We start from the raw sequence: 25,546 nt of genomic DNA, 5'->3' as shown, positions 1-25,546 counted from the left end.
AACTCTTAACCCTTAACTTAAAATATGAATAAAATATACAATCCAACCGCTACTACTTGGTCTACCATTCTAGAAAGACCTACTAAAACGGTTAACGATATTGAATCAATAGTTAAAGAAATTTTTGCTGCTGTTCAAAAAGAGGGAGATGTTGCTGTATCCAATTATACAAAACAGTTTGATGGTGTAAGTTTTGAAAATATTGAAGTTTCTTCTGCTGAAATCGAAACCGCTGTTGCAAGCTTACCAACCGATTTAAAAGTGGCAATTGCTTTAGCAAAAGTAAATATTGAAAAATTTCACTTAGCACAAAAAACGACTCGTGTTTCAGTTGAAACTACTGAAGGTGTACAATGTTGGCAAGAAAAAAGACCTATTCAAAAAGTAGGTTTATACATTCCTGGCGGAACTGCTCCTTTGTTTTCTACTGTTTTGATGTTGGCTGTTCCTGCTAAAATTGCGGGTTGCAAAGAAATTGTTTTGTGTTCGCCTCCTGATAAAAACGGAAACATCAATCCTGCTATTTTGTATGCTGCTAACCTATGTGGTGTTACTAAAATTATAAAAGTGGGAGGGATTCAAGCTATTGCTGGAATGACTTTTGGAACACAAGCTATTCCTAAAGTATATAAAATTTTCGGACCCGGAAATCAATATGTAACAGTTGCTAAACAATTAGCCACTCAATTTGGAGTAGCTATTGATATGCCGGCAGGACCTTCTGAATTATTAGTTGTAGCCGATGATACTGCGATTCCTGCATTTGTAGCTTCAGATTTATTATCACAAGCAGAACACGGGACCGATAGTCAAGTAATTTTAGTTTCTACATCTAAGTCTTTTATGGATACTGTTGAAAATGAAATTCAATTGCAATTAGAAGTATTACCAAGAAAAGCCATTGCTGAAAAAGCAATAGCGAATTCAAAATTGATTTTTGTCGAAAACGATACAATTGCGTTAGACTTAATTAACGAATACGGACCAGAGCATTTCATTGTTTGTACTGCCAATAATGATTTTTACGTTGATGGAATTGAAAATGCAGGTTCAGTTTTTATTGGTAATTATACTCCGGAAAGTGCTGGAGATTATGCTTCAGGAACTAATCATACTTTGCCAACTAATGGTTATGCTAAAAATTATAGCGGAGTAAATTTGGATAGTTTTGTGAAATCCATGACGTTCCAAAAAATCTCTGAAAGCGGCATTCAAAAAATAGGAAGTGCTATTGAAATCATGGCTGAAGCCGAAGGTTTACAAGCTCATAAAAATGCCGTGACTCTGAGATTAGCTGAGATAGAAAAAAGAAAATAGAGAAAAGAATATAGAACATAGAAAGAAAATATACCACAAAGTCTATTCTCTCTATTCTATTTTCTTTATTCTTCAAAAAATAAGTATAATGAAAAATTTCGATATAAATAATTTAGTTCGTGACAATGTTAAGGTTTTAAAACCGTATTCCTCGGCTCGTGATGAATTTGAAGATTTTGATACGGCTCAAATGGTATTCTTAGATGCTAATGAAAATCCATATCAAAATGGAGTAAACCGTTACCCAGATCCGCAACAAAACAGTGTGAAAGCAGTTTTGGCAAAAAACAAAGGGCTAAGTTCAAAACAAATTTTATTAGGAAATGGAAGTGATGAAGTTTTAGATTTATTATTTAGAGCTTTTTGCGAACCCAAAGAAGACAATGTAATTTCGTTACCGCCTACTTACGGAATGTATGGTGTTTTGGCGAATATCAACAACGTAGAACACAAAGAAATTATACTTTCAGATAGTTTCCAACCAAGAGTAGATGCTATTTTAGAAGCGGTAACACCAAATACTAAAATCATCTTTTTGTGTTCGCCAAATAACCCAACAGGAAATTCATTCACTACCGAAAGTGTTACTACTTTATTGGAAAAATTCAATGGTTTTGTGGTGATTGACGAAGCTTATATCGACTTTTCTGAAAAAGAAAGTTGGTTAGCCAAATTAGATCAATATCCTAATTTAATAATCACACAAACACTTTCAAAAGCCTATGGTTTGGCTGGAATTCGTTTGGGAATTTGTTATGGGTCAGCTGAAGTAATTGCTGTTTTAAACAAAATAAAACCACCTTACAACGTTAATGAATTAACGCAACAAAAAGCTTTAGAACGACTAAAAGATCAATCTAAAATTGATAGCGAAATAGCTGCAATTATTGATCAAAGAAAAGCCTTACTTAAAGTATTAAGTGAAGTGAACTTTGTTGAAAATATTTATCCTTCTGAAGCCAATTTTATCTTAGCCAAAGTAGATGATGCTAACAAACGTTATGATGAATTGATTGCCAAAGGAATCGTAATTAGAAACAGAACAACGCAACCTTTGTGCGAAAACTGTTTACGATTTACCATTGGAACAGAAGAGGAGAACAAGGTTTTAATAGCAGCTTTAAAGGAATTAAAATAGTATAGATTACAGATTGTTGTTATGAACTTAATCTGTGGTAAATTTAAAATAAGATGAAAAAAGTACTTTTTATCGATCGTGACGGAACGATTGTTTTAGAACCGGAAGGATATCAATTAGACAGCTTGGAAAAATTAGAGTTTTTCCCGAAAGCTTTTCAATATTTGGCAAAAATCGCTAACGAATTGGATTATGAATTAGCAATGGTAACCAATCAGGATGGATTAGGAACTGATTCTTTTCCAGAAGATACTTTTTGGCCAACACAAAACTTCATTTTAAAAGCTTTCCAAAACGAAGGTGTTTTATTCGACGATATTTTCATCGACCGCTCGTTTCCTGAGGACAATGCGCCTACACGAAAACCGCGTACAGGAATGCTAACCAAATACATTGACAACCCTAATTATGATTTGGCCAATTCTTTTGTTTTGGGTGACCGAATTACCGATGTAGAATTAGCTAAAAACTTGGGTGCAAAAGCCATTTTCTTAAAACAGGAAGATGGTTTGGGAGGTACAGAAACTTCGGTTGCTCACAACGAATTAGAAGAAACTATCGTTTTACAAACTACTGATTGGAAAAAGATTTACGAGTTTTTAAAGTTAGAAGAACGTACAGCATCTATCACTAGAAAAACGCATGAAACGGATATTTATATCAAATTAAATTTGGACGGAACCGGAAAAAGCAACATCGATACTGGAATTGCTTTCTTCGATCACATGTTAGACCAAATTTCACGTCACGGACAAATGGACTTGGACATTAAAGTAAAAGGTGATTTAGAAGTTGACGAACACCATACCATTGAAGATACTGCGATCGCCTTAGGTGAGGTTTTTGCTAAAGCTTTGGGGAATAAATTAGGTATTGAACGATATGGTTTCTGTTTGCCAATGGACGATTGTTTAGCACAAGTAGCCATCGATTTTGGTGGAAGAAACTGGTTGATTTGGGAAACCGAATTCAAACGTGAAATGGTGGGGAAAATGCCAACCGAAATGTTTTTCCACTTTTTTAAATCATTTTCTGATGGTGCCAAAGCTAATATTAATATAAAAGCCGAAGGGGACAATGAACATCACAAGATTGAAGCAATCTTTAAAGCTTTTGCGAAAGCGATAAAAGTAGCTGTTAAACGTGACACCGAAAAAATGATTTTACCTTCAACGAAAGGGATGTTATAAAATAAAGTTAGAAGTTAGAAGTGTGAGGTTAGAAACTTCCCACTTCTAACTCCTGACATCTAACTTAAAAGAATGAAAATAGTAATCATAAATTACGGAGCAGGAAATATTCAAAGCATTCTATTTGCAATAGAAAGATTGGGATATTCTGCTGTGTTAACCAATAATCATGAAGAAATTCAAGCTGCTGACAAAGTGATTTTTCCTGGTGTTGGTGAAGCTAGTTATGCTATGAAAATGCTTAAAGAAAGCGGATTAGACACTTTGATTCCTACATTAAAACAACCTGTTTTAGGGATTTGTTTGGGGATGCAATTGATGTGTAATCATACCGAAGAAGGAGATACAACTGGTTTGGGAATTTTTGATGTAGATGTAATTAAGTTTTCACCCAAAGTAAAAGTACCTCAAATGGGTTGGAATACGATTTATAATCTAAAATCGGATTTGTTTAAAGAGGTAGCTGAAAAGGAATATATGTATTTGGTACATAGTTTTTATGCGCCACTTTGCGAAGAAACTATTGCAACTACTGACTACGAAGTTCCGTATTCATCGGCATTGGAAAATAAAAATTTCTTTGGAACGCAATTTCACCCTGAAAAAAGTGGAGATGTTGGAGAGAAAATTTTAGGAAATTTTCTTGAATTGAATAATTAAAAAATTGAAAGTTTAAAAATCTTTAAATCATTCAATTTTTAAATCTTTAAATAAAAAATGAGAATAATACCAGCCATAGACATTATCGACGGAAAATGTGTTCGTTTATCTAAAGGAGATTACAACACTAAAATTGTTTACAACGAAAACCCGCTTGAAGTTGCCAAAGAATTTGAAGCACATGGAATCGAATATTTACATTTAGTAGATTTAGATGGAGCCAAATCAAGCCGAATTGTAAATCATAAAATTTTGGAACAAATTGCTACACAAACCAAACTGAAAATTGATTTTGGTGGTGGTTTAAAAGCCGATTCTGATTTGAAAATTGCTTTTGAATCAGGGGCAAACCAAATTACTGGAGGAAGTATTGCCGTAAAAAACCGTCCAGTTTTTGAAGAATGGATTACCAAATTTGGTGCAGAAAAAATCATCTTAGGAGCCGATGCTAATAATGAAAAAGTAGCTGTTTCAGGCTGGTTAGAAGAATCCAATGAAGATTTAGTTCCTTTTATTCAAAACTATCAGTCAAAAGGAATTGAATATGTTATTTGTACAGACATTGCAAAGGATGGAATGTTGCAAGGTCCAAGTTTTGATTTGTATGCTAAAATTTTAAGTCAAGCCAAAGGATTGAAATTAATTGCATCTGGAGGAATTTCTACTTTCGATGAATTACCTAAATTGGCCGAAATTGGTTGTGAAGGAACTATCATTGGTAAAGCCATATACGAGGGGAGAATCACATTGAAACAATTAGAACAATATATTATTAGTTTGTAGTTTGTTGTTAATAGTTTATTGTTCAAGACGTAAATTATCAACTACAAACCAAAAACCATAAACAATAAACATGCTTACAAAAAGAATCATACCTTGTCTAGACATTAAAAACGGTCGTACTGTAAAAGGGGTAAATTTTGTAGATTTACGTGATGCAGGAGATCCTGTTGAATTGGCTAAAATCTATTCGGATGAAGGTGCCGATGAATTGGTTTTTTTAGACATTTCGGCTACTGAAGAAAGAAGAAGAACCTTAGTAGATTTGGTTCGAAAAGTAGCTGCAACCATCAATATTCCTTTTACTGTTGGAGGAGGAATTTCGGCTGTGGAAGATGTGGAAGTTTTATTGCAAAATGGTGCCGATAAAGTTTCCATCAATTCATCTGCTGTAAAAAATCCACAATTGATTAATGATTTAGCTCAGAAATTTGGAAGTCAGTGCGTTGTTGTAGCGATTGATGCCAAGCAAATTGATGGCGAATGGATTGTACATTTAGTAGGTGGAAAAGTACCTACGGAAATCCGATTGTTTGATTGGGCAAAAGAAGTAGAACAAAGAGGTGCAGGGGAAATTTTGTTTACCTCAATGGATCATGACGGAACTAAAAATGGATTTGCAAATGAAGCTTTGTCCCATTTGTCTAGTTTGGTTAATATTCCAATTATTGCTTCTGGTGGAGCTGGAAACATGCAACACTTTGCCGATACATTTATTGATGGAAATGCAGATGCCGCCTTGGCCGCAAGCGTTTTTCATTTTAAAGAAATCGAAATCAAAACGTTGAAAAAAGAACTTAAAAATAATAATATAGCAGTAAGGTTATAGGTTAAACGTTATATGTTAAGAGTTGAAGTCTGGACTTCAAAAACGCTTAACTCATAACCCATAACTTTTACCAAACTCATAACTTAAAAAACATGGAAATAGATTTCTCAAAAAGTGCACACGGATTAATTCCTGCCATTATACAAGATAGTGAAACTAAAAATGTATTAATGTTAGGCTATATGAATGATGAAGCCTTTCAAAAAACAATGGAAACAGGAAAAGTGACTTTTTTCAGTCGTTCCAAACAAAGACTTTGGACAAAAGGGGAAGAAAGTGGTCATTTTTTAAATTTGGTTGATATTAAAAATGATTGTGACGGAGATACTTTGTTGATACAAGCACAACCTGTGGGTCCAACCTGTCATACAGGAGCAGATACATGTTGGCAAACACCAAATGAAATGAACTATGGTTTTATTTCTAATTTAGAAAGTACTATTCAAACAAGAAAAGAAAATGCGGACTTAGAACACAGTTATGTAGCTTCACTTTTTGCAAAAGGAATCAATAAAATTGCTCAAAAAGTAGGGGAGGAAGCTGTTGAAGTAGTAATTGAAGCAAAAGATGATAATGATGATTTGTTTTTGAGTGAAAGTGCTGATTTACTTTTTCATTATTTAATTCTTTTGCAAGCAAAAGGCTATAAGCTTAATGATGTAATTGAAGTTTTAAAAAGTCGTCAGAAATAACTTTAGCGCTTTCTGTTAATTTATTATTAAAAACGAATCTATAAGTGTAAAATAAACTTTATGGATTCGTTTTCATTTTTCTACAAAAAACCAATCTGTTATATTTACCACTTTTATTAAGGATTCCTATTTATTACCAATTATGATTTTTCAAAACAGCCATCTTTCAGAAAAATGTACAGATACCAATATAGAAACAGGACTACATATCATTTTAACAACTGATGAAGATGATTTTCGACCTGTTTATATCTCAGGAAATTTTAATGAATGGAGAACTCAAGACCCTGATTTTGTTATGGAAAAAATGGGTGTAGGATTGTATCATTTTAAATTTGAACATGATTTTCCGTTGCCAGAAACGGTGTTGTATAAATTTACAAAAGGAGATTGGAGTGCTGTAGAAATTGACGTCAACGGTGAACGCACAGAAAATCGTTCGACTACGAATCATACTGGTATTCAAAAAGAGCATGTGTTTCGCTGGAGAAAAAATTGGTTACCTTATAAACCCAATTTTTTGCCTCAAATTCAATTAATTTCAGATGAATTTGAAATTCCGCAATTAAATACTACCCGTAAAGTTTGGGCACTATTACCACATGATTACGATCAATCTAGCGAAAGTTATCCAGTTATGTATTTGCAAGATGCTCAGAATTTATTCAATGAGAATGCTGAATTTGGGAATTGGGAAATTGACAAGAAATTGGCCGTAATGTCCGAATACAAAATTGGAAAAATCATTGTAATTGCTGTAGAACACGCCGAGGAAGACCGCATAAAAGAATACAATGTTGGCAAAACAGTTTTAGGAAAAGGACAAGGAAAAAAATACATTAAGTTTTTAGTTGAAACTCTTAAACCTTATGTAGATAGTAATTTTAGGACCAAAAAAGAAAGGGAATTTACAGGAATTGGAGGAAGCTCGATGGGTGCTTTAGTGAGTATTTTTTCGGGATTACGATATCCTGAAGTTTTTGGTAAATTAATGATTTTTTCACCGTCCCTTTGGGTAACTCCAAAAATGAAAATAAAAAATAGAGGAGGAGAAAGTACTAAAATTTATTTATATGCTGGTGGTGATGAAAGTGAAACTATGCTAGAACATGTAGAAGACTTTAAAAACAAAGTACTAGAAAACGAATTTGTTGACGATAACATGAAAATCAATTTAAGTATAAACAAATTAGGAAAACATAATGAAATCTATTGGAGTGATGAATTTCCTAAAGCAATAGAATGGCTGTTTTTTAATACTAAAGACAATTAAAAAAATGAAAACTAGATTCCTCAATATTCCCGAAAAATATTCCGGTACGGTATTAATCCCCGTATTTGAAAGTAATTTTAACGACTCGACTCCTTATATATTTGATGGATTCGAAGTTAATCCAAAAGTATTTTCTGGGAAAAAAGATACTCATTACCTAATAGAGAAAAACGATACCATTTATATTTTTATTGGAATAGGGAACAAAATTGATTACAAGTCATTAAAAAACATTTTCCGAAGAATTGCCCAAAAACAAAAAGACACATTTGCTCAAGATGTGTCTTTATTTTTTCCAGAAGTTTTTACTGAGGAACAGATAGAAGCAGCGATAAGTGGTTTACTTTTAGGAACGTATAATTTGGGACATTTTAAAAAATTAGAAGTGCATCCTTTTTTACATCCTGATTTTGAATTAAAAATTTACTCTACCAAAGATTACTCAAAAGTCATTTCTAAAGCGATAAAAATTGCCAACGCTCAATTGGAAACTTTTTCATTAGTTGATTTACCTTCAAATATTGTAACACCTAAATATTTAGCAGATTGGGCTGTTGAAAAAGGAAAACACTTTGGTTTTGAAGTAAAAGTAATCGATTTAAAAGAAGCTATCGAACAGGGTTTAGGCGCATTTGTTGCTGTTGGTAAAGGGAGTGAAAAAGAACCACAATTTATAATCATGAATTATCAGCCTAAAAATGCAGCTGAAAATATAAAACACATCGGTTTGGTTGGTAAAGGAATTACTTTTGATACTGGAGGTTTAGATATTAAAACAGCTGGAATGGTTCATATGAAATGTGATATGGCTGGTGGAGCTGCCGTTTTGGGAGCTATGCAATTAATTGCCGATTTACAACTTCCTGTTAAAGTTACCGCTATAGTACCTTGTGCTGAAAATGCTGTGGATAGTAAATCTTTTGCTCCGAGCGATGTCATTTACAGTTACAGTGAAAATTCTATAGAAATCACTAATACAGATGCCGAAGGTCGTTTAATCTTGGCTGATGGTTTATCCTATTTAATTCAAAATTACAATCCAGAATATTTAATTGATATTGCCACCTTAACAGGAAGTAGCGTCGCTACCTTAGGATATGAAGCGGCTGCTTTATTTACAAATAATTCTTTTATTGGAAGTGCTATTCAACAAATAGGTGAGAGTATTGGGGAGCGCTCATGGCCATTACCATTATGGGAATCCTATAAAAGCGATATCGAAAGTGATATAGCCGATGTAAAAAATTTCAGTGGAAAAGCTGTTGCTGGTGCAATTAGTGCTGCAAAATTTTTAGAGTTTTTCACTAAAGAACATCAAGCTTGGGCGCATCTTGACATAGCAGGAGTTGCTTTTGGTGATGATGAATTTGCTAAAACTAAACATGCCACTGCTTTTGGTGTTCATTTATTGACTAAATTCGTAGAAATTTTATGACATTATGAAAAATGTAAAAACTTTCGTTTGCATATCAAATTATTTCAAAGGAACTGATTTTATTATTCAGTTAAAAGCCTTAGGGAATAAAGTATATCTCGTAACGAGTGAGAAACTAAGAGATAAACCTTGGCCAAAAGAACACATAGATGAAATATTCTATATGCAAGGTTCTGATACCGAATGGAATTTAGAACATTTATTCTTAGGTGTAAGCAATCTAATGAAATCAAATAAGGTCGATGCTATTGTTGCCCTTGATGACTATGATGTTGAAAAAGCAACTTATCTTAGGGAGAATCTTCGAATTGATGGAATGGGTCAAACAACTGGGCGTTATTTTCGCGATAAATTAGCTATGCGAATGAGAGCGAAAAGCTGTGGGATTCCAATTCCAGCATTTTGTTCCTTATTTAATGACCATGATATCAATACTTTTGCAGATACCATTTCGCCACCTTGGGTTTTAAAACCCCGTTCAGAGGCTTCTGCTGCAGGAATCATAAAAGTTTTTAATAAAGAATCCCTATGGAATCACATTAACGAAATGGGGAATAACCGTTTTAAATATTTGATTGAACAATTTAAACCTGGCGATGTTTATCATTGTGATAGTTTAATTTTAAATGGAAAACTTTTATTTAGTTTGTCTTCTAAATATTTAGCCACACCAATGGAAATTTCACAAGGAGGAGGTGTTTTTAGAACAAGTAATATTACGTATGATTCTGAAGATGATGTCGCAATTAAAAGCATGAATGAAAAGGTATTAAAAGAATTTGGCTTGAAAAATGGAGCGGCACATACTGAATTTATTAAATGCAAAGAAGACGGACAGATTTATTTTTTAGAAACATCTTCTCGTGTTGGAGGTGCACACATTACTGAGATGGTTGAAGCTGCTTCAAATGTAAATCTTTGGAAAGAATGGGCTATAATTGAAGATGCATTAGTCAAAGAAAAAAAGTATCAATTACCCGAGCTAAAAAAAGAATATGCCGGAATTGTTTTAACCTTATCCAAATACCAGCATCCTGATTTAGCCTCTTTCTCCGATCCTGAAGTTTGTTTTAGAGTGCCATTAGAGTATCACGCAGGTTTAATTATAAAGTCGGAGAGGGAGGAAAGAATTCAAGAATTATTAAACAATTATGTAGATCGTTTAGTTGCAGATTATACAGTTGTCGTTGAACAAAATAAAGTGGTTAATTTTCACTAATTGTAGTAAACAATATTTATCAAGTAATTTATATAAAGATGCGTAAAACTTATATTTTTATTCTTTTTTGTTTCTTTTCCTCAAAATCATTAATCGCTCAACAATCATCAGTAAAGAAAGAAATTCAATTCACTAAGCAAGATAGTTTACGTGGAAGTATTACTAAGGAAAGAGCTTGGTGGGATTTAAAACAATATCGATTAGATATAAAAGTCAATCCAATAGATAGCACAATTAGTGGTTCTAACGTTGTTAAATACGAAGTTTTAGAACCCTACAATATTATGCAAATTGATTTGCAAGATCCATTAGTAATGAAATCTATTGTTCAAGATGCTAAAGAACTTAAATACCGTAGAGAAGGAAATGCTTACTTTATCGAATTGACTTCTGTACAAAAAAAAGGATCTGTCAATGAGCTCACTATATTTTATGGTGGTAAACCTTTAGTCGCTAAAACACCACCTTGGGATGGAGGAATTACTTGGAAAAAAGACAGTAATGGAAAAGCTTTTATTGCATCTTCCTGTCAAGGAATTGGCGCAAGTATTTGGTGGCCTAATAAAGACCATATGTATGATGAAGTAAAAGATATGCACATTAGTGTAAATGTACCAGGAGATTTAATGGATGTTTCCAATGGACGATTATTAAGTGTGAAAAAACAAAAAGACGGAACCAAAACCTATCATTGGTATGTAGCAAATCCTATTAATAATTATGGCGTAAACATTAATATTGGGGATTATGTATCTTTTTCTGAAAAATTTAAAGGTGAAAAAGGAACATTGGATTGTAATTATTATGTTTTAAGAGACAATTTAGCCAAAGCAAAAAAACAATTCAAAGACGTACCTAGAATGCTCAAGGCCTTCGAATATTGGTTTGGTCCTTATCCATTTTATGAGGATGGCTATAAATTAGTGGAAGCACCTTATTTAGGAATGGAACATCAAAGTTCTGTGACTTATGGAAATGGATTTAAAAACGGATATTTGGGCAGAGATTTAAGTGGAACAGGTTGGGGGCTTAAATTTGATTTTATTATTATTCACGAATCTGGACATGAATGGTTTGCTAATAATATTACCTACAAGGATATAGCTGATATGTGGATACATGAAAGTTTTACTAATTATTCAGAAAGTCTTTTTGTGGAATATTATTATGGGAAACAAGCTGGCGCCGAATATGTTATTGGAACTAGAAACGATATTCGAAACGATACTCCAATAATTGGATATTATAATGTAAATCAAAAAGGATCAGGAGATATGTATCCTAAAGGAGGAAACATGCTTCATACCCTGCGCCAAATTTTGAATAATGACGATAAGTGGAGGAGTATTTTAAGAGGTTTAAATAGTACATTTTATCATCAAACAGTAACGACGAAACAAATAGAAGATTATTTAAGTGCAGCCGTAGGATTGGATTTGACATCGTTCTTTAATCAATATTTGAGAGACACCAGAATTCCGGTGCTAGAATATTATTTTGAAGAACAACAAGTGCTTTATCGTTGGACTAATTGTGTTTCAAATTTTGATATGCCTTTAAAAATCACTATTGATGGCAAGGAAACATGGATATATCCTCAAACTAATTGGAAAACCATGAAAAACATTGAGGATAATTCAAAACTTCAATTAGACGCCAATTTTTATGTTTCCGCTATTCAAATTAAGAAATAAAATAGACTAATTTTATACTTGTTTTTAATAGTATCCAATTTAAATTTTAAAAGATGAAAACTTCGTTTTTATATCTCTTTTTCTTTTCAATGTTATCTCTTATGCAATATGGGCAAGAAAGCAAAGTAAAAATGGATGCAAAAACGACTATTGTTGATTCTGTTGAAATTCCTAAAATTAATCTGGATTCTTTAGGATTTAAACCGAGTAATCAAATGATCGATGAGGATAAATTTTGGGCAATTATTGAAAAATCGCTTAAAGAAACAAATAATCAAGAAGATCAGGAAATTTATCTTATTTCAGCATTAGAACAAGTATCACCTCAGGAAATGTTAGGTTTTAGATTGAGAACCGATAAATTAATGTACGATTCCTATACATCAAATTTATGGTGTGCTAATTATATCATAAGTAATGGCGTTGCTGATGATGGTTTTGATTATTTTAGATGTTGGTTAATTTCTAGAGGGAGAGACGCTTTTTACAAAGTTCAAGAAAATCCAGAATATTTGATTAATATAGTAGAAAATGAACCTAAGACCTACGATTTTGAAGGTTTTTGGTATGTTGCCATGAACGCTTTTAAAAATATGACTAATCAAGAATTGAATCCTTATCTTGATTATGAAAATTTCAAAACTAACGATGAAAATTATCCCATTTTAGAGTTTAACTGGAATGTAGATGAACCCAAAACAATGGAAAAAATCTATCCATTGTTATTTCAGAAGTTTTGGAAAAAATGATTTTTATAAAGTATCATTTGCAAGAACTACAATAATTCCTTTTTAATAAAACTTAAACTATTTGTAATAGATTCTATTGGATTTGGATTATAGTTTGATTCTTGTTCAACAAAAAAATGATTCATACCAGAAAGTCTTGCTTGATTAAAAATAGCTTTAAAATCGATAGTACCCGCTCCAATTTCAGTATTTAAATTAGGATTACTTTTGTACATATCTTTGACATGCCACATTTTGAAGCGTCCTGGATATTTTTTAAAAAATTCCAATGGACTATTCCCTGATCGTACAATCCAATATAAGTCCAATTCAAAATCAACTAGGTTAGCATCTGTTTCTTTTAATAAAACTTCATATCCGTTTGTGCTACCTAATTTATTGAATTCAAAATCGTGATTATGATAGGCTAGTTTTAAACCTCCTTTTTGACACAAATTACCAATTTCATTAAATAACGAAGCTAATTTTTTATAATCATCGATAGATTTTCCATATAGACTAGCATTGAAGTGGGGGATAGTAATATAATTACTTCCTAAATAATTGGCAGCTTCAATATAAGGTTTAATGTACTCAGTAGTATTATGTTCAATTGTAGCATTAAAATCAAAATGATTACTACTAGCTTTTAAACCATTATCATCTATAATCGATTTAAAATCTTTTAAAGAAGTACCAAAGAATCCGTCATCAACAGAATAACCATATGTCTCCAAATCATTAAAACCTGCTTTACTGATTTGTTGTAGAACCCCTTTTACATTATTTGGAAGACTATCTTTTAAAGTCCATAATTGCAATCCAATGATGTTATTTTTAGTATTAAAAGCTAGCGAAGGAGCTATTGCTAACGCACCAATAGCCATTCCAGAATTAATTATAAATTGCCTTCTATTGATCATAATTTTTAAAATTAGATGTCACAAATTTTAATAGCTTGTTTTAAAGATTCTAATTTATTGGAGTTTTTAGGGATAAACTCTTGAGCTACAAAGCCATTAAAACCGGTTTTATGTATAGCTTTCATTATTGCTGGATAATTTAATTCTTGTGAACTATCAATTTCATTTCTTCCAGGGACACCTGCTGTATGATAATGAGCAATATATTGATGATTTTCGGTTATATTTCTAATGATATCACCTTCATCAATTTGCATATGGTAAATGTCATACAGCAATTTAAAATTATTAGAACCTATACGTTTTGCTAGTTCGACACCCCATTTAGTTGTATGACATTGATAATCCTTATGGTCAATTTTACTGTTAAGTAATTCCATCACAAGTGTAACCTTATGTTTTTCTGCTAAAGGTATTAATGCTTTTAAACCTTTTACACAATTTTCCCAGCCTTCTTCATCTGTTTTTCCTCTACGGTTTCCACTAAAACATATCAGATTTTTATAACCTGCTTCGGCAACCAAAGGAATCATTTCAGTATATTTTTTGATCAAAACATCATGAAATTGTACATCATTGAAACCGTCTACAAGATTGATTTCGGCACCATTACACATAGTGGAAATAAGACCATATTTTTTTAATACAGGCCAATCTTTTGGTCCAACTAAATCAATTCCTGAAATTCCAATTTTTTTTGCTTCAATACAGAGCGTTTCAATATCCAAGCTATCGAAACACCATCTACATACAGAATGATTAATATTACCTTTTAGTTTTTCTGAGTCCATTTCATTTATAGTATTTTCATCTGAAAAATCTTTAAAAGCAGAGGAAATACCTAAACTAACTGTTGAAGCAACAATCCCTTTTATAGCTGATCTTCTGTCTAAATTAGTATTCATTGAATTTTTAGGTTTTAATTAACTTAACTTTTTTTCGCTTTTATCAGTGAACAAAAGTGAGAAAATCAAAAATACTATTAGTGCAATTCCAGATGGTATAATCCAAACCAATTGCCAATTAATTGTACCTTCAATAGTTTTGTAATTATCAGTAATGCTGCCAGCTACTGCGAAACCAATTAACATTCCCACTCCGTAAGTTGCTAATGTAATCAATCCCTGAGCCGCACTTTTGTATTTTTCTCCTGCTTTTGAATCGGTATAAATTTGTCCAGACACAAAAAAGAAATCATAACAAATTCCGTGTAAAGCGATTCCAATAATTAGCATAAAACTTAATTCACTTCCATTACCATAAGCAAATAATAGATATCGAACAGCCCATGCCAACATACCCACTAAAATAGTAATTTTAAAACCAAATCGGTTAAAAAAAACGGGAATAAGTAAAAGAAATAAAGCTTCAGAAATTTGACCAATTGCCATTTTTCCTGTTGGATTGGTTACGCCAGATTCAGTTAAGAAAGAGTGAGCATTTTGATAATAAAAAGCCAAAGGTATACATATCAATATAGAGGAAAAGAAAAATATTGCAAAGTTTTTATCTTTTAATAATTGTAAGGCTTCCAAGTTAAAAAGATCCACAATTTTTAATTTTTCAGTATTAATTTTGGGTTGCGTTTTAGGTAATAAAAAACTAAATATACCTAATATAAACGAAGCTATTCCAGAAAGTAAAAATGTATTTTTCAAGAAACCATTGCTAATAGAATCTGATGTGTCCCAATGAAAAATATAACTTATAGATAAGCCAGCGACAATCCATCCAATAGTTCCCCAAATTCTAATTTTTGAAAATTCTTTTTCTGGATCTTGAATTTGATTGAAGGATACAGAGTTTACCAAGGCTAAAGTGGGCATGTAAACAATCATATAACTGAATACATATATGTAAAATGAATCAAAATTTTCAGTTTGATACATTTGATACATCAATAAAGCTCCAACCAAATGAAGTAATCCTAATATTTTTTCCGCATTAAAATATCGATCTGCAATCAAACCTATAATAAATGGTGCAATAATTGCACCCCAAGATTGTGTACCGAAGGCAGCAGCAGATTCTGTTCCTGTAGCTTTTAGATTATTAGCTAGAAATGTTCCTAATGTTACAAACCAAGCTCCCCAAATAAAAAAATTCAGAAACATCATTATTGATAATTTAATACGGATTGTATTATTCATTGTATTTAAACTTTATTTTAGTTAATGATTTTGCCCACTCAAATGAATTATATTACATACCAACTTCACAACCTGTTGTAACTTTCATTGTATTCCATTCTTTGATCATAATATTTCTATACCATACATTATCACCATGATCTTGTAATGCAATTTTTCCTTTTTTGAAAGCTGCAAAACCTGGCCAGTTTGAAAATTTACTGCCCGCTACTAATTTTTTAAAGTTATCATCCCACAGTGTTGTTTCTACAACTTTAATTCCATTAAGCAACATGGTTAGTTTACCAAATTTACATACAATATCTACTGAATTCCATTCTCCAACAGCTTTTACAGGTTCAGAACTACTTTTAATTAAGTCATATAAATCACCAGCTCTGTGTTTTTCGATTTTCCCATCAGGATGCCCGTCATTGTCTAAAATTTGCATTTCTAAACCAGTTTCATATGGGTGTTTGAATTTTTCAACATCCTCATTCACATAAAAAATAATCCCGCTATTCGAATTTTTGGCAACTTTCCATTCTAATTTTAAGTGAAAATTTTCATATTCTAAGTCAGTCACTAAATCTCCTCCCTGATCATTTTGAGCTGCACTTGGGTCGTAGTGTAAAATACCATCTTCTATTTTCCATGCAGTTCCTACAGTTTTTTTTCCGTAATTATGCCATCCTGTAGTTGTTTTTCCATCAAATAATAATTTAAATCCTCGTGGTACAATCTGTCCATTAGCAGTTTGAATCATTATCATTAAAATTAAAGTTGCAAAAATATTTTTCATTGTATCTGTATTTATAGTATTAAATTGTTTTATAAAGTTAAATTGTTCCAACCTTCACGGTATTCACGCTTAACAAATTGATTTACTTCATCAAAATTGGTAATTTTCATAGCATCATTATCCCATAATAATTTAGCAGAACGTCCAGGGTAAACTTCTTCGCCTAACTCTTCTCTTATTATATCATAACCTCTAATAGCTAGATTTGCCATCAACAACGCTTCAGTTAATGGTCCTGCAATTTCAAAAGGAGAACTTAATTCTTTTTTACCATAACCTGCAATTGCTGCTTCTACCCATTGATTATAATGTCCATCGGCACCATTTTGAACTCTGGAATATTTTTGTGCAATTTTAAGATTTTCATTTTTGCTCAAAGGGAGTAATCTTGGACTTAATCCATATGTATCACACAACATTTTACCTTTGGTGCCTATAAATAAGGTTCCATTTCCACCATCTCCAAAAATTTCATTAGGGCCTAATTCAATTGGTCTTTCTGGTTGGATTCCTCCATCCATCCAATGAACAGTAACATCACCTTTTGTTTTATTTGTTTTAGGAAATGTAAATGTAACATGACTTGAAGGTGGACAACTTTCAGGGAAATAACCTCTCCTAAACTCGTCTATGTAAACTGATCCAACACTGCATTGAACATCTTTGGCATACTTTAAATTTAGTACACTAAATGGTGCCTCTAATAAATGACATCCCATATCACCTAAAGCTCCTGTTCCATAATCCCACCATCCTCTCCAGTTGAATGGTACTAATTTATTGACATAATCTTTATATGGAGCGGTTCCTAACCATAAATCCCAATCTAGTTCTTTTGGCACATCAGCTTTATTAGAAGACCAAGGAATACCTTGCGGCCATACAGGTCTGTCGGTCCAAGCATATATAGTATGAACATCACCAATTAAACCAGCTTCATACCATTCTTTTAAAATACGTGTTCCATCATTAGACGCTCCTTGATTACCCATTTGGGTAACCACTTTATATTTTTGGGCTGCTTTGGTTAATATACGGGCTTCGTACAAATCATGAGCAATTGGTTTTTGAACATAAACATGTTTTCCTAATTGCATAGCTGCTAATGCTTGAATAGCGTGATTATGATCTGGTGTTGAAACAGAAACAGCATCAAAATTTTTGTGTTCTTTATCAAGCATTTCACGCCAATCTTTATAAAATTTAGCTTTAGGAAATGCCTTGACACTATCAGTCGCTCTTCTTGTATCCACATCACACAAAAAAGAAATGTTTGCTTTACCGCTTCTGTCAAACATTGCTATATCTGACCTTCCTTTTCCACCTACACCAATTGAAGCAATTGATAACCGATCACTTGGTGCTACAAATCCTCTTCCCAATACGTGACGAGGTACTATCATAAAGGCAGCAGTAGCTAATACTCCTTTTTTTAAAAAATCACGACGAACATTTTTAATTTCTTCTTCTTTCATTTAAATCAATTGTTATATGAATCAAACTTTGAATTATTTATTTAAGGATAAAATATATTTAGCCATTTTTTTAGCATCCTCCTTTTTTAAAGTTGAATGTGCTGCCATAGGAATAGATCCCCAAACTCCTGTACCACCTTTTATAATCTTATCAGATAAATAATTAAGATTTTTATCATTAGAACTGTATTTTTTGGCTATATCTAAATAAGAAGGTCCAACCAGTTTTTTGTCTAATTTGTGACAACCAATACAATCCATTTTTGAAATAAGTTTTTCTCCTTCAGACTGTTGTTGTGGAATGCAGTTTTTTTTGGAGTTATTTTCAACTTTATTGTAAATTGAAAATGAAGATAAGGTCACTATTGCAATACCTAAAAGTAAATAAGTCGATTTCATTTTTTATTATTTATAATCCTAAACTTTTTTTGTTTAATTCGTTGTTGACTTTAACTGCAGCAAAATCATCAAATGCCTTTTCTGTGACCTTAATAATGTGGTTTTTAATAAATGCTGCGCCTTCTCGTGCTCCATCTTCTTGATTTTTAAGACAGCATTCCCATTCCATTACAGCCCAGCCTTTAAAATCATATTGTGCTAATTTGCTGAAAATTGTTTTAAAATCAATCTGTCCATCACCTAATGAACGATATCTTCCGGCTCGATTTGCCCAACTTTGATATCCTCCAAAAGTTCCTTGTTTTCCAGTTGGATTAAATTCAGCATCTTTTACATGAAAGGCTTTTATTCGTTCATGATAAAAATCAATATATTGTATATAATCAAGTTGTTGTAATACAAAATGTGAAGGATCATATAGCAAACAGGCTCTAGGATGATTATTTACTTTTTTTAAGAACATTTCGTAAGTTTCACCATCAAATAAATCTTCCCCTGGATGTATTTCATAACAAAGATCAACTCCGTTTTGATCAAATTCATTTAAAATTGGAGTCCATCTTTTTGCTAATTCTGAAAAACCTTCCTCGATTAATCCCTGTGGTCGTTGTGGCCAAGGGTGAAAATACTGCCATAGTAATGAACCACTAAACGTAGCATGTGCATTTAATCCTAAATTTTGTGATGCCTGGGCTGCATATTTAAGTTGTTGAACTGCCCATTCTTGTCTAGCTTTTGGATTTCCTCTTAAGTTTTCAGGAGCAAATCCATCAAAAAACAAATCATAAGCAGGATGAACAGCTACCAACTGTCCTTGTAAATGCGTGGATAATTCCGTAATCTGTAAACCATAGGAGGCTATTTTTCCATTTAATTCATCAGCATATGTTTTACTTTCTGCTGCTTTTTGTAAATCAATAAAGCGAGCATCTAGAGTAGGCATTTGTATGCCCTTAAAACCTAAATCAGCTGCCCATTTGCATATTCCATCCAAAGTATTGAAAGGAGGTTCTTGACTGATAAACTGTGCTAAAAATACGGCAGGTCCTTGTATTGTTGTCATGTGAGTATTAGAAGTTTTTCACTAGAAATTAATTATAAAATATATGGAGTCCACTTCTTATCTGATTTTGAAGAAACAACTACATTTTCAATAAAAGCCATTCCTCTTAAACCATCATCGATAGTTGGAAAATCAAGCATTTCGATACTTGCTTCTCTTCCTTCTAATCTACAAGATAAACTTAAAGCGAAATTGCGATAAATATTAGCAAATGCTTCAATATAACCTTCCGGATGACCTCCGGGGGTTCTGCAATTGAAAGTTGCAAAAGAGGATAATTGTGAACTATAATTTACACCAGCCCTAAGTATTTGTGTTGGTTTATCATGCCATTTTACGATTAAAGTATTAGGCTCTTGCTGAGACCATTCGATGCCCCCAGTTTCACCATATACTCTAATACGTAAAGCATTTTCTTCTCCTGCAGCAACTTGGGATGCCATTAATACTCCTTTAGCACCATTATCAAATTTTAATAATACAGCTCCATCATCATCCATAATACGTCCTTCTACTAACGTATTTAGTTCGGCACAAACATCCGTAATTTTAGATTCTGTAATATATTCTGCTAAATGAGCGGCATGAGTACCAATGTCTCCCATCACAGAACTTTTTCCTGTTTTGTTAGGATCAGTTCTCCAAGCTGCTTGAGTATTTCCTTCTTTTTCAGATAGACTACTTAACCATCCTTGGGGATATTCTACCCAAACTTTACGTATCTTTCCGAATTCGCCTTGTGTAACCATTGCTTTCGCTTGTTTAACCATAGGGTATCCAGCGTAAGTATGTGTTAAACAAAGAAGTAATCCCGTATCTTCAACTTTTTGTTTTAATAATTTGGCTTCCTCTAATGAAAAAGTAACTGGTTTTTCAATTACCACATGAAAACCGTGATCTAAAGCCATCATTGCTGGGGCAAAGTGCGCAAAATTAGGTGTTACTATTGTCAAAAAATCCATTCGAACATCAGTAGGTAAAGCTGCTTCAGCTTTTATCATTTCTTCAAATGATAAATAGGTTCTGGATTCTGGAAGAAATAATTCTTTAGCCGATGCTACAGCATTTTCTGGATTTGTACTCAATGCGGCGCAACTTAATTCAATAAGTCCATCCATGTTAGCTGCAATTCGATGAATAGCTCCGATAAAAGAATTCTTTCCACCACCAAGCATACCCATTCTTAATTTTCTTTTCATAAACTAGGGGAGACTATATGTTTTTTTTCTTCAATTCTTTAACTGCATAATCACATGCTCTAGCAGTTAATGCCATAAATGTCAATGAAGGATTTTGGCAAGCTATGGATGGCATACATGATCCATCTGTTACAAATACATTACTCACTTCGTGCATTTGATTCCACTTATTTAAAACTGATGTTTTAGGATCATTACCCATTCTTGCAGTACCCATCTCATGAATTGCCATTCCTGGATGACAATCATTATCATATGTTCTTACATTTTTTAATCCTGCTGCTTCTAACATTTCAGCAGCATCATACATCATATCTTCACGCATTTTAGCTTCATTTTCCTTATACTCACAATCAATTGCTAATACAGGCTGTCCCCATTTGTCTTTCTTAGAATGGTCAATATAAACTCTGTTTTCATAGTAAGGTAACATTTCTCCAAAACCACCAAGTCCCATAGTCCAGGTATCGGCGGGTTTAGACAACAACTCTTTAAAATCCCCTCCAAAGGCTAACTCAGCAACTTCTTTATGCCATAATCCTCTACTAGCTCCTCCTTGATAACCAAAACCTCTTAAGTAATCTCTCTTATCATTACCCATATTTTGATATCTTGGAATATAAATACCATTTGCTCTTCTGCCATAGGTGTATTTATCTTCAAATCCTTCAGCATCGGCTTCAGCACCACATCTAAAGTGATGATCCATCAAATTATGTCCTAAATGTCCGCTTCCATTGCCCAGTCCATTTGGATGAGCCTCTGAAGTAGAGTTTAGAAGTAAAAAAGTTGATCCTAATGTAGAAGCATTAACAAAAATGATTTTGGCATAAAACTCCATTGTTTCATTTGTTTCTGCATCAATGACCATTACACCTTTTGCTTTTTTAGTGTCTTTATCATAAATAATATGATTGACAATAGAGTAGGGTCTTACAGTTAGTTTTTTAGTTGCCATTGCAGCTGGCAAAGTAGCTGATTGTGTACTGAAGTAGGCTCCAAACGGACAGCCTCTACTACATAAATTACGATATTGACAACTTCCTCGTCCATTGTGAGGTACTGTTAAATTAGCAGTACGACCAATTGTCATTATTCTTGACTTATTGTAGTGTTTTTCAATTCGTTCTTTAACAGATTTTTCAACACAATTCATTTCCATTGGTGGCAAGAATTGACCATCTGGTAGTAACGGCCAATTTTCATTTTGTCCACTTATTCCAGCAAATTTTTCAACGTAATCATACCATGGTGCAATATCTTTATAACGTATAGGCCAGTCGTTACCATGACCATCTCGCGCATTGTCTTCAAAATTATGATCACTAAAACGATAGGATTGACGACCCCACATAAGTGATTTTCCACCAACATGAAATCCTCTATACCAATCAAAACGTTTAATTTCGGTGTAAGGACACTCTAAATCATTTACCCACCATTTTTCATTAGCTTCGCTGTAAGGATAATCTCTTATTTGTACAGGGTGTGTAGCTTTTTGTTCTTCTGTAAGTTTACCTGCATGTTCAAATTCCCATGGGGCTTTCATAGCATTTTCGTAATCTTTTACATGCTCTATATTCATCCCTCTTTCTAACATCAAAACTCTTAGCCCTTTTTCGGTAAGTTCTTTTGCTGCCCAACCACCACTAATACCTGATCCTACTACAATAGCATCATATGTGTTTTGTTTTTTTAAATCTGTATTAATATTCACTTTAATAGTTGTATTTACGTTTAAAAATTTATGATTCTTAATTTATTGCCCAAGCTTTTTGTCCAGGTTTATAATCTGCACTTCCATCATATCTTCCAGGAACAGCAATGTATTCTCTTGCTTGAGTACAACCTATTTCTGAACTAAAATACCCCAGAATTGTTAAATCTCTAGCAATAATAAAAAAGGATGGTTTTTTGTTGGACTCAATAGCTTCATCTTTTAAAACATTCATTAATTGCTGACGCTCAAAAATGCTCATCTCTAAAAAAGTTTTCCCATAGTTTTTCTGGCATTTAGTTTGCATTTCTTTAAAACCAACCATGAAAATTTCCTGAATCTCTTTTGGATAACAATCTCTTATCATCATCGGTATAAACTTACCTAGTCCAGCTTCTTTTGCTCCAGCAGATGAGGCAGTAGTAGGAATAATAATATCAGCAAATTGAGCCAAAATATCTTCTTCTAGAGGCGCAAAAAATACAGTATCATTTTCTAAAACTGTAAAACTTTCAAATAAAGCTCCCATTGTTGTAGCAGAAATAGCTCCACCTAGGAGTACAGCTAAATTCTTTATTGCATGACGTCTGTCCATGTTTCATATAATGTTGTTAAAAAAACAAATATACTAAAACGATTTACTAAAAAAAATTTTAATTAAAAAAAGATAGGTAAAAATTCATTTTGTATAAAAATACAATATAATAAAAATATTTAGAGAAATTTAATCTATAAAAAACACATAATTTAACAAAAAGATAATGAGGTAAATAAAATGATATTCTAGATGTAATTTAGATTGTACAAAATAGTATCATTTTGTTGCTAAAATAAATTACGCTTTTTCAAACAAACCAATTGTTCCTCCAACCCAGTCTTTGTCTTTATTGTATTTTACACCAATCATTTCACCACGGCTTAGTCGTACTAAATTACAAAGAGGAGTAGGGTTTGTATCTTCCTTTTTCCAAACATATAACATTCTCACTTCTGCTTTTACCTTTCCATCAGGAGATTGAACAATAGGTAAATAATTTACTTTCTTTTGAAGTATATACAATTCTTTGTCTTTTACCAATTCGATATCATCTCGTTTTACGTGAAAAATAACCCCTGAACCAGAGAAAGAAAATAAAGGTTTTAAAACATAGTTTTCTAAATCCTCAGGAATTTCTTTTAATTCACTCAGCAAGGTCGTTTCAATACAATATTTTCCTTTTAGCATTGGCAAAATAAATTTACTAATCCTAAAAAACCAATTAGGATGTCCTGCCCATTCAACATCCAATTCATCAGAAAAATTAAAATTGAGTTGTAGATATTTTCTTAAATCTAGTTCGTCAAAAATTACCCTGTTATAAATTCGTTTGATTTGAATTTCTTCACCAGCTGCATTTTTGTAAAAAAGTTGCTTCCCTTTTTTAATAACCGCTGTTACGCATACTATAGGAATTCCGATATCTCTATTGCAATAATAAAAATCGATCTTGGTGTTTTGTTTTTCAGGTTCAATTTCAAGTAAAACAACATTCTGTTTAGGATGTTTATTGCACAATACCTCTTCTAAAATTTCAAGATATTCTTCGTTTGTGATGTTGTTGATAAAAGGAGTTAAATCGGCTAAAAAAGGATACTGTTTTTTGAATTTTTCAAATAAGTTATTCTGATAATTAAAAAGCGAAGGAAAACCTTGTACTTCAATTAGTTTAGGAATTATTTTTCCATCTTCTTCACAAATTCCAAAATCAATAGCTATAAAAGTGCTGTGTTCATCTTCATTTGGAACATTATTATTTAACTCTAATGATTTATTTGTAAGTGATTTAAATTGGTTGTTTTGTATTAAAGCTATAACATCATTACAACCTTCAAGTAATTGGTCTTTTAATTCATTCGAAATAAAGAAAGGTGTTTCACCCAATCTAAAGGTAGGTTCGTAATCAAAATCAGCGGTGATATCTTGCTTTAAAGCTTGGTATTTTTCACTTGAAAATTGCTCATTGAAAAAATCACGATATTTTGTAATCATAATTAATTGGATGAAATTTTTTTAGTTTTCATTAAATCAGAAATGGCATAACGTAGAAAATTAGGAATTAATGTTTCATTTGTTCGGTAAATTTTATCATCATCGATTAAATTTTCCAACATATTTCTAAATTTTCTTTTCCCTTTCATTTTTCTAATTTTATCTTTTACTTCCTTATTTCTTAATTGCGTAATAAAACTAATAGGGTCGGCCTCGGGATGAAACTGTGTTCCGACTATTTCATCAGTAAATCGGACAGCCATGATAGCTCTTTCATATTTTGCTTGGTCTCTAATTTTTTCTAACGAAAGGATTTTAGCTCCATTTTTAGCAAAAACACTTAGTTTAGGTTGAACTACTTGATAGTCTCTTGAATCAATAGCATAAAAAGGATCGTCTAATCCTTCGTATAAAATATCTGTAAGACCTTCTTTAGTTTTGTTTATAGGCATAATTCCAAACGAAGTAACATTTCTTTTAGTAATTTCGGCTAAACCAAAATGCTTGCAAGCCATTTGAAAGGAATGACAAATAAATAGAAGGTGTTTCTTATTTGCGTGTTCAATATTCCATTTTACAATTGTATCTACGAAAGCATAATATTTTTGATCCCATATTCCGTCGCCTTCTAGCGGATTTCCTGGGCCACCAGTGGATATATAAATATCATATTTATCAATTTCTGGTAATTCACATTTCCCTCTAACATCAAATATTTTAAAACTTACAAAAGGAACAAAACGATTTACAATATCAATTATACAACGCATTCCTTGATTAGGTTCGCCGTTGTACATATCTAAAAGAGCTATTTTTATGCTTTTCTTTTTCATTAGTCCATTTTTGTTTTTACAA

The 25,546-nt window shown here is 32.5% G+C and carries 24 protein-coding genes; 12 read left to right on the top strand and 12 right to left on the bottom strand.

Translation table 11 applies throughout. The features are described from left to right. Positions 1–24 precede the first annotated feature (24 nt). From hisD to ACFPTQ_RS09990, 12 genes are all read left to right on the top strand, one after another. A complete protein-coding gene (gene hisD, locus ACFPTQ_RS10045; protein WP_379777072.1) occupies positions 25–1,317 on the top strand; it encodes a histidinol dehydrogenase in 1,293 nt (430 codons plus the stop codon). Positions 1,318–1,405: 88 nt separating this feature from the next. Next, entirely contained in the window at positions 1,406–2,455 is a 1,050-nt protein-coding gene (gene hisC, locus ACFPTQ_RS10040; protein WP_379777069.1) for a histidinol-phosphate transaminase, read from the top strand. A gap of 53 nt (positions 2,456–2,508) precedes the next feature. Further along, positions 2,509–3,645 (top strand): bifunctional histidinol-phosphatase/imidazoleglycerol-phosphate dehydratase HisB, encoded by a 1,137-nt coding sequence (gene hisB, locus ACFPTQ_RS10035; protein ID WP_379777066.1) that lies wholly within the window; start codon positions 2,509–2,511, stop codon positions 3,643–3,645. 72 nt (positions 3,646–3,717) lie between these two features. Then, entirely contained in the window at positions 3,718–4,305 is a 588-nt protein-coding gene (gene hisH, locus ACFPTQ_RS10030) for an imidazole glycerol phosphate synthase subunit HisH (RefSeq protein ID WP_379777063.1), read from the top strand. Positions 4,306–4,362: 57 nt separating this feature from the next. Continuing rightward, positions 4,363–5,088 (top strand): 1-(5-phosphoribosyl)-5-[(5-phosphoribosylamino)methylideneamino]imidazole-4-carboxamide isomerase, encoded by a 726-nt coding sequence (gene hisA, locus ACFPTQ_RS10025; protein WP_379777061.1) that lies wholly within the window; start codon positions 4,363–4,365, stop codon positions 5,086–5,088. Positions 5,089–5,158: 70 nt separating this feature from the next. After that, positions 5,159–5,914 carry an imidazole glycerol phosphate synthase subunit HisF gene (gene hisF / locus ACFPTQ_RS10020; RefSeq protein ID WP_379777058.1) on the top strand — a complete coding sequence of 252 codons (756 nt, stop codon included), beginning with the start codon at positions 5,159–5,161 and terminating at the stop codon, positions 5,912–5,914. Positions 5,915–6,006: 92 nt separating this feature from the next. Further along, positions 6,007–6,606, top strand: coding sequence for a bifunctional phosphoribosyl-AMP cyclohydrolase/phosphoribosyl-ATP diphosphatase HisIE (gene hisIE / locus ACFPTQ_RS10015; RefSeq protein WP_379777055.1), 600 nt, complete (start codon positions 6,007–6,009; stop codon positions 6,604–6,606). 142 nt (positions 6,607–6,748) lie between these two features. Continuing rightward, positions 6,749–7,879, top strand: a complete 1,131-nt coding sequence (locus tag ACFPTQ_RS10010) for an alpha/beta hydrolase (RefSeq protein ID WP_379777052.1) — start codon at positions 6,749–6,751, stop codon at positions 7,877–7,879. Positions 7,880–7,883: 4 nt separating this feature from the next. Beyond that, on the top strand, positions 7,884–9,314 hold the full coding sequence (locus ACFPTQ_RS10005; RefSeq protein ID WP_379777049.1) for a leucyl aminopeptidase family protein: 1,431 nt from the start codon (positions 7,884–7,886) through the stop codon (positions 9,312–9,314). Positions 9,315–9,318: 4 nt separating this feature from the next. Continuing rightward, entirely contained in the window at positions 9,319–10,533 is a 1,215-nt protein-coding gene (locus ACFPTQ_RS10000; RefSeq protein WP_379777047.1) for an ATP-grasp domain-containing protein, read from the top strand. A gap of 38 nt (positions 10,534–10,571) precedes the next feature. Beyond that, the gene (locus ACFPTQ_RS09995) at positions 10,572–12,227 is read left to right on the top strand and encodes a M1 family metallopeptidase (protein ID WP_379777044.1); all 1,656 of its coding nucleotides are present in this window, start codon (positions 10,572–10,574) and stop codon (positions 12,225–12,227) included. Positions 12,228–12,280: 53 nt separating this feature from the next. Next, positions 12,281–12,976, top strand: a complete 696-nt coding sequence (locus ACFPTQ_RS09990; RefSeq protein WP_379777041.1) for a DUF4240 domain-containing protein — start codon at positions 12,281–12,283, stop codon at positions 12,974–12,976. Positions 12,977–13,002: 26 nt separating this feature from the next. Here the strand turns inward: ACFPTQ_RS09990 and ACFPTQ_RS09985 are convergent, their stop codons facing one another. From ACFPTQ_RS09985 to ACFPTQ_RS09930, 12 genes are all read right to left on the bottom strand, one after another. After that, a complete protein-coding gene (locus ACFPTQ_RS09985) occupies positions 13,003–13,878 on the bottom strand; it encodes a sugar phosphate isomerase/epimerase family protein (RefSeq protein WP_379777038.1) in 876 nt (291 codons plus the stop codon). An 11-nt stretch (positions 13,879–13,889) separates the two neighbouring features. Next, positions 13,890–14,783 carry a hydroxypyruvate isomerase family protein gene (locus tag ACFPTQ_RS09980; protein ID WP_379777035.1) on the bottom strand — a complete coding sequence of 298 codons (894 nt, stop codon included), beginning with the start codon at positions 14,781–14,783 and terminating at the stop codon, positions 13,890–13,892. A gap of 18 nt (positions 14,784–14,801) precedes the next feature. Then, on the bottom strand, positions 14,802–16,028 hold the full coding sequence (locus ACFPTQ_RS09975) for a nucleoside permease (RefSeq protein WP_379777032.1): 1,227 nt from the start codon (positions 16,026–16,028) through the stop codon (positions 14,802–14,804). A gap of 52 nt (positions 16,029–16,080) precedes the next feature. Further along, positions 16,081–16,809, bottom strand: coding sequence for a 3-keto-disaccharide hydrolase (locus ACFPTQ_RS09970; RefSeq protein ID WP_379777030.1), 729 nt, complete (start codon positions 16,807–16,809; stop codon positions 16,081–16,083). A gap of 29 nt (positions 16,810–16,838) precedes the next feature. Continuing rightward, positions 16,839–18,284 carry a Gfo/Idh/MocA family protein gene (locus ACFPTQ_RS09965; RefSeq protein WP_379777028.1) on the bottom strand — a complete coding sequence of 482 codons (1,446 nt, stop codon included), beginning with the start codon at positions 18,282–18,284 and terminating at the stop codon, positions 16,839–16,841. A gap of 33 nt (positions 18,285–18,317) precedes the next feature. Further along, positions 18,318–18,683: a c-type cytochrome gene (locus ACFPTQ_RS09960; protein WP_379777025.1), complete on the bottom strand. Its 366-nt coding sequence runs from the start codon at positions 18,681–18,683 to the stop codon at positions 18,318–18,320. A gap of 10 nt (positions 18,684–18,693) precedes the next feature. After that, complete coding sequence (locus tag ACFPTQ_RS09955; RefSeq protein ID WP_379777022.1) at positions 18,694–19,746, bottom strand: sugar phosphate isomerase/epimerase family protein; 1,053 nt, start codon at positions 19,744–19,746, stop codon at positions 18,694–18,696. Positions 19,747–19,778: 32 nt separating this feature from the next. Beyond that, positions 19,779–20,945 (bottom strand): Gfo/Idh/MocA family protein, encoded by a 1,167-nt coding sequence (locus ACFPTQ_RS09950; protein WP_379777020.1) that lies wholly within the window; start codon positions 20,943–20,945, stop codon positions 19,779–19,781. Positions 20,946–20,958: 13 nt separating this feature from the next. Next, positions 20,959–22,662: a GMC oxidoreductase gene (locus ACFPTQ_RS09945; protein WP_379777016.1), complete on the bottom strand. Its 1,704-nt coding sequence runs from the start codon at positions 22,660–22,662 to the stop codon at positions 20,959–20,961. A gap of 37 nt (positions 22,663–22,699) precedes the next feature. Next, positions 22,700–23,257, bottom strand: a complete 558-nt coding sequence (locus ACFPTQ_RS09940) for a gluconate 2-dehydrogenase subunit 3 family protein (protein WP_379777013.1) — start codon at positions 23,255–23,257, stop codon at positions 22,700–22,702. 240 nt (positions 23,258–23,497) lie between these two features. Then, entirely contained in the window at positions 23,498–24,691 is a 1,194-nt protein-coding gene (locus tag ACFPTQ_RS09935) for a hypothetical protein (RefSeq protein ID WP_379777010.1), read from the bottom strand. Between the two features lie 2 nt (positions 24,692–24,693). Beyond that, on the bottom strand, positions 24,694–25,524 hold the full coding sequence (locus ACFPTQ_RS09930) for a type 1 glutamine amidotransferase (protein ID WP_379777008.1): 831 nt from the start codon (positions 25,522–25,524) through the stop codon (positions 24,694–24,696). Positions 25,525–25,546 lie beyond the last annotated feature (22 nt).

This window comes from Flavobacterium sp. GCM10022190 (assembly GCF_042656445.1).
Lineage (GTDB): Bacteria > Bacteroidota > Bacteroidia > Flavobacteriales > Flavobacteriaceae > Flavobacterium > Flavobacterium nitratireducens.
This window is presented reverse-complemented; position numbering and strand designations above follow the sequence as displayed.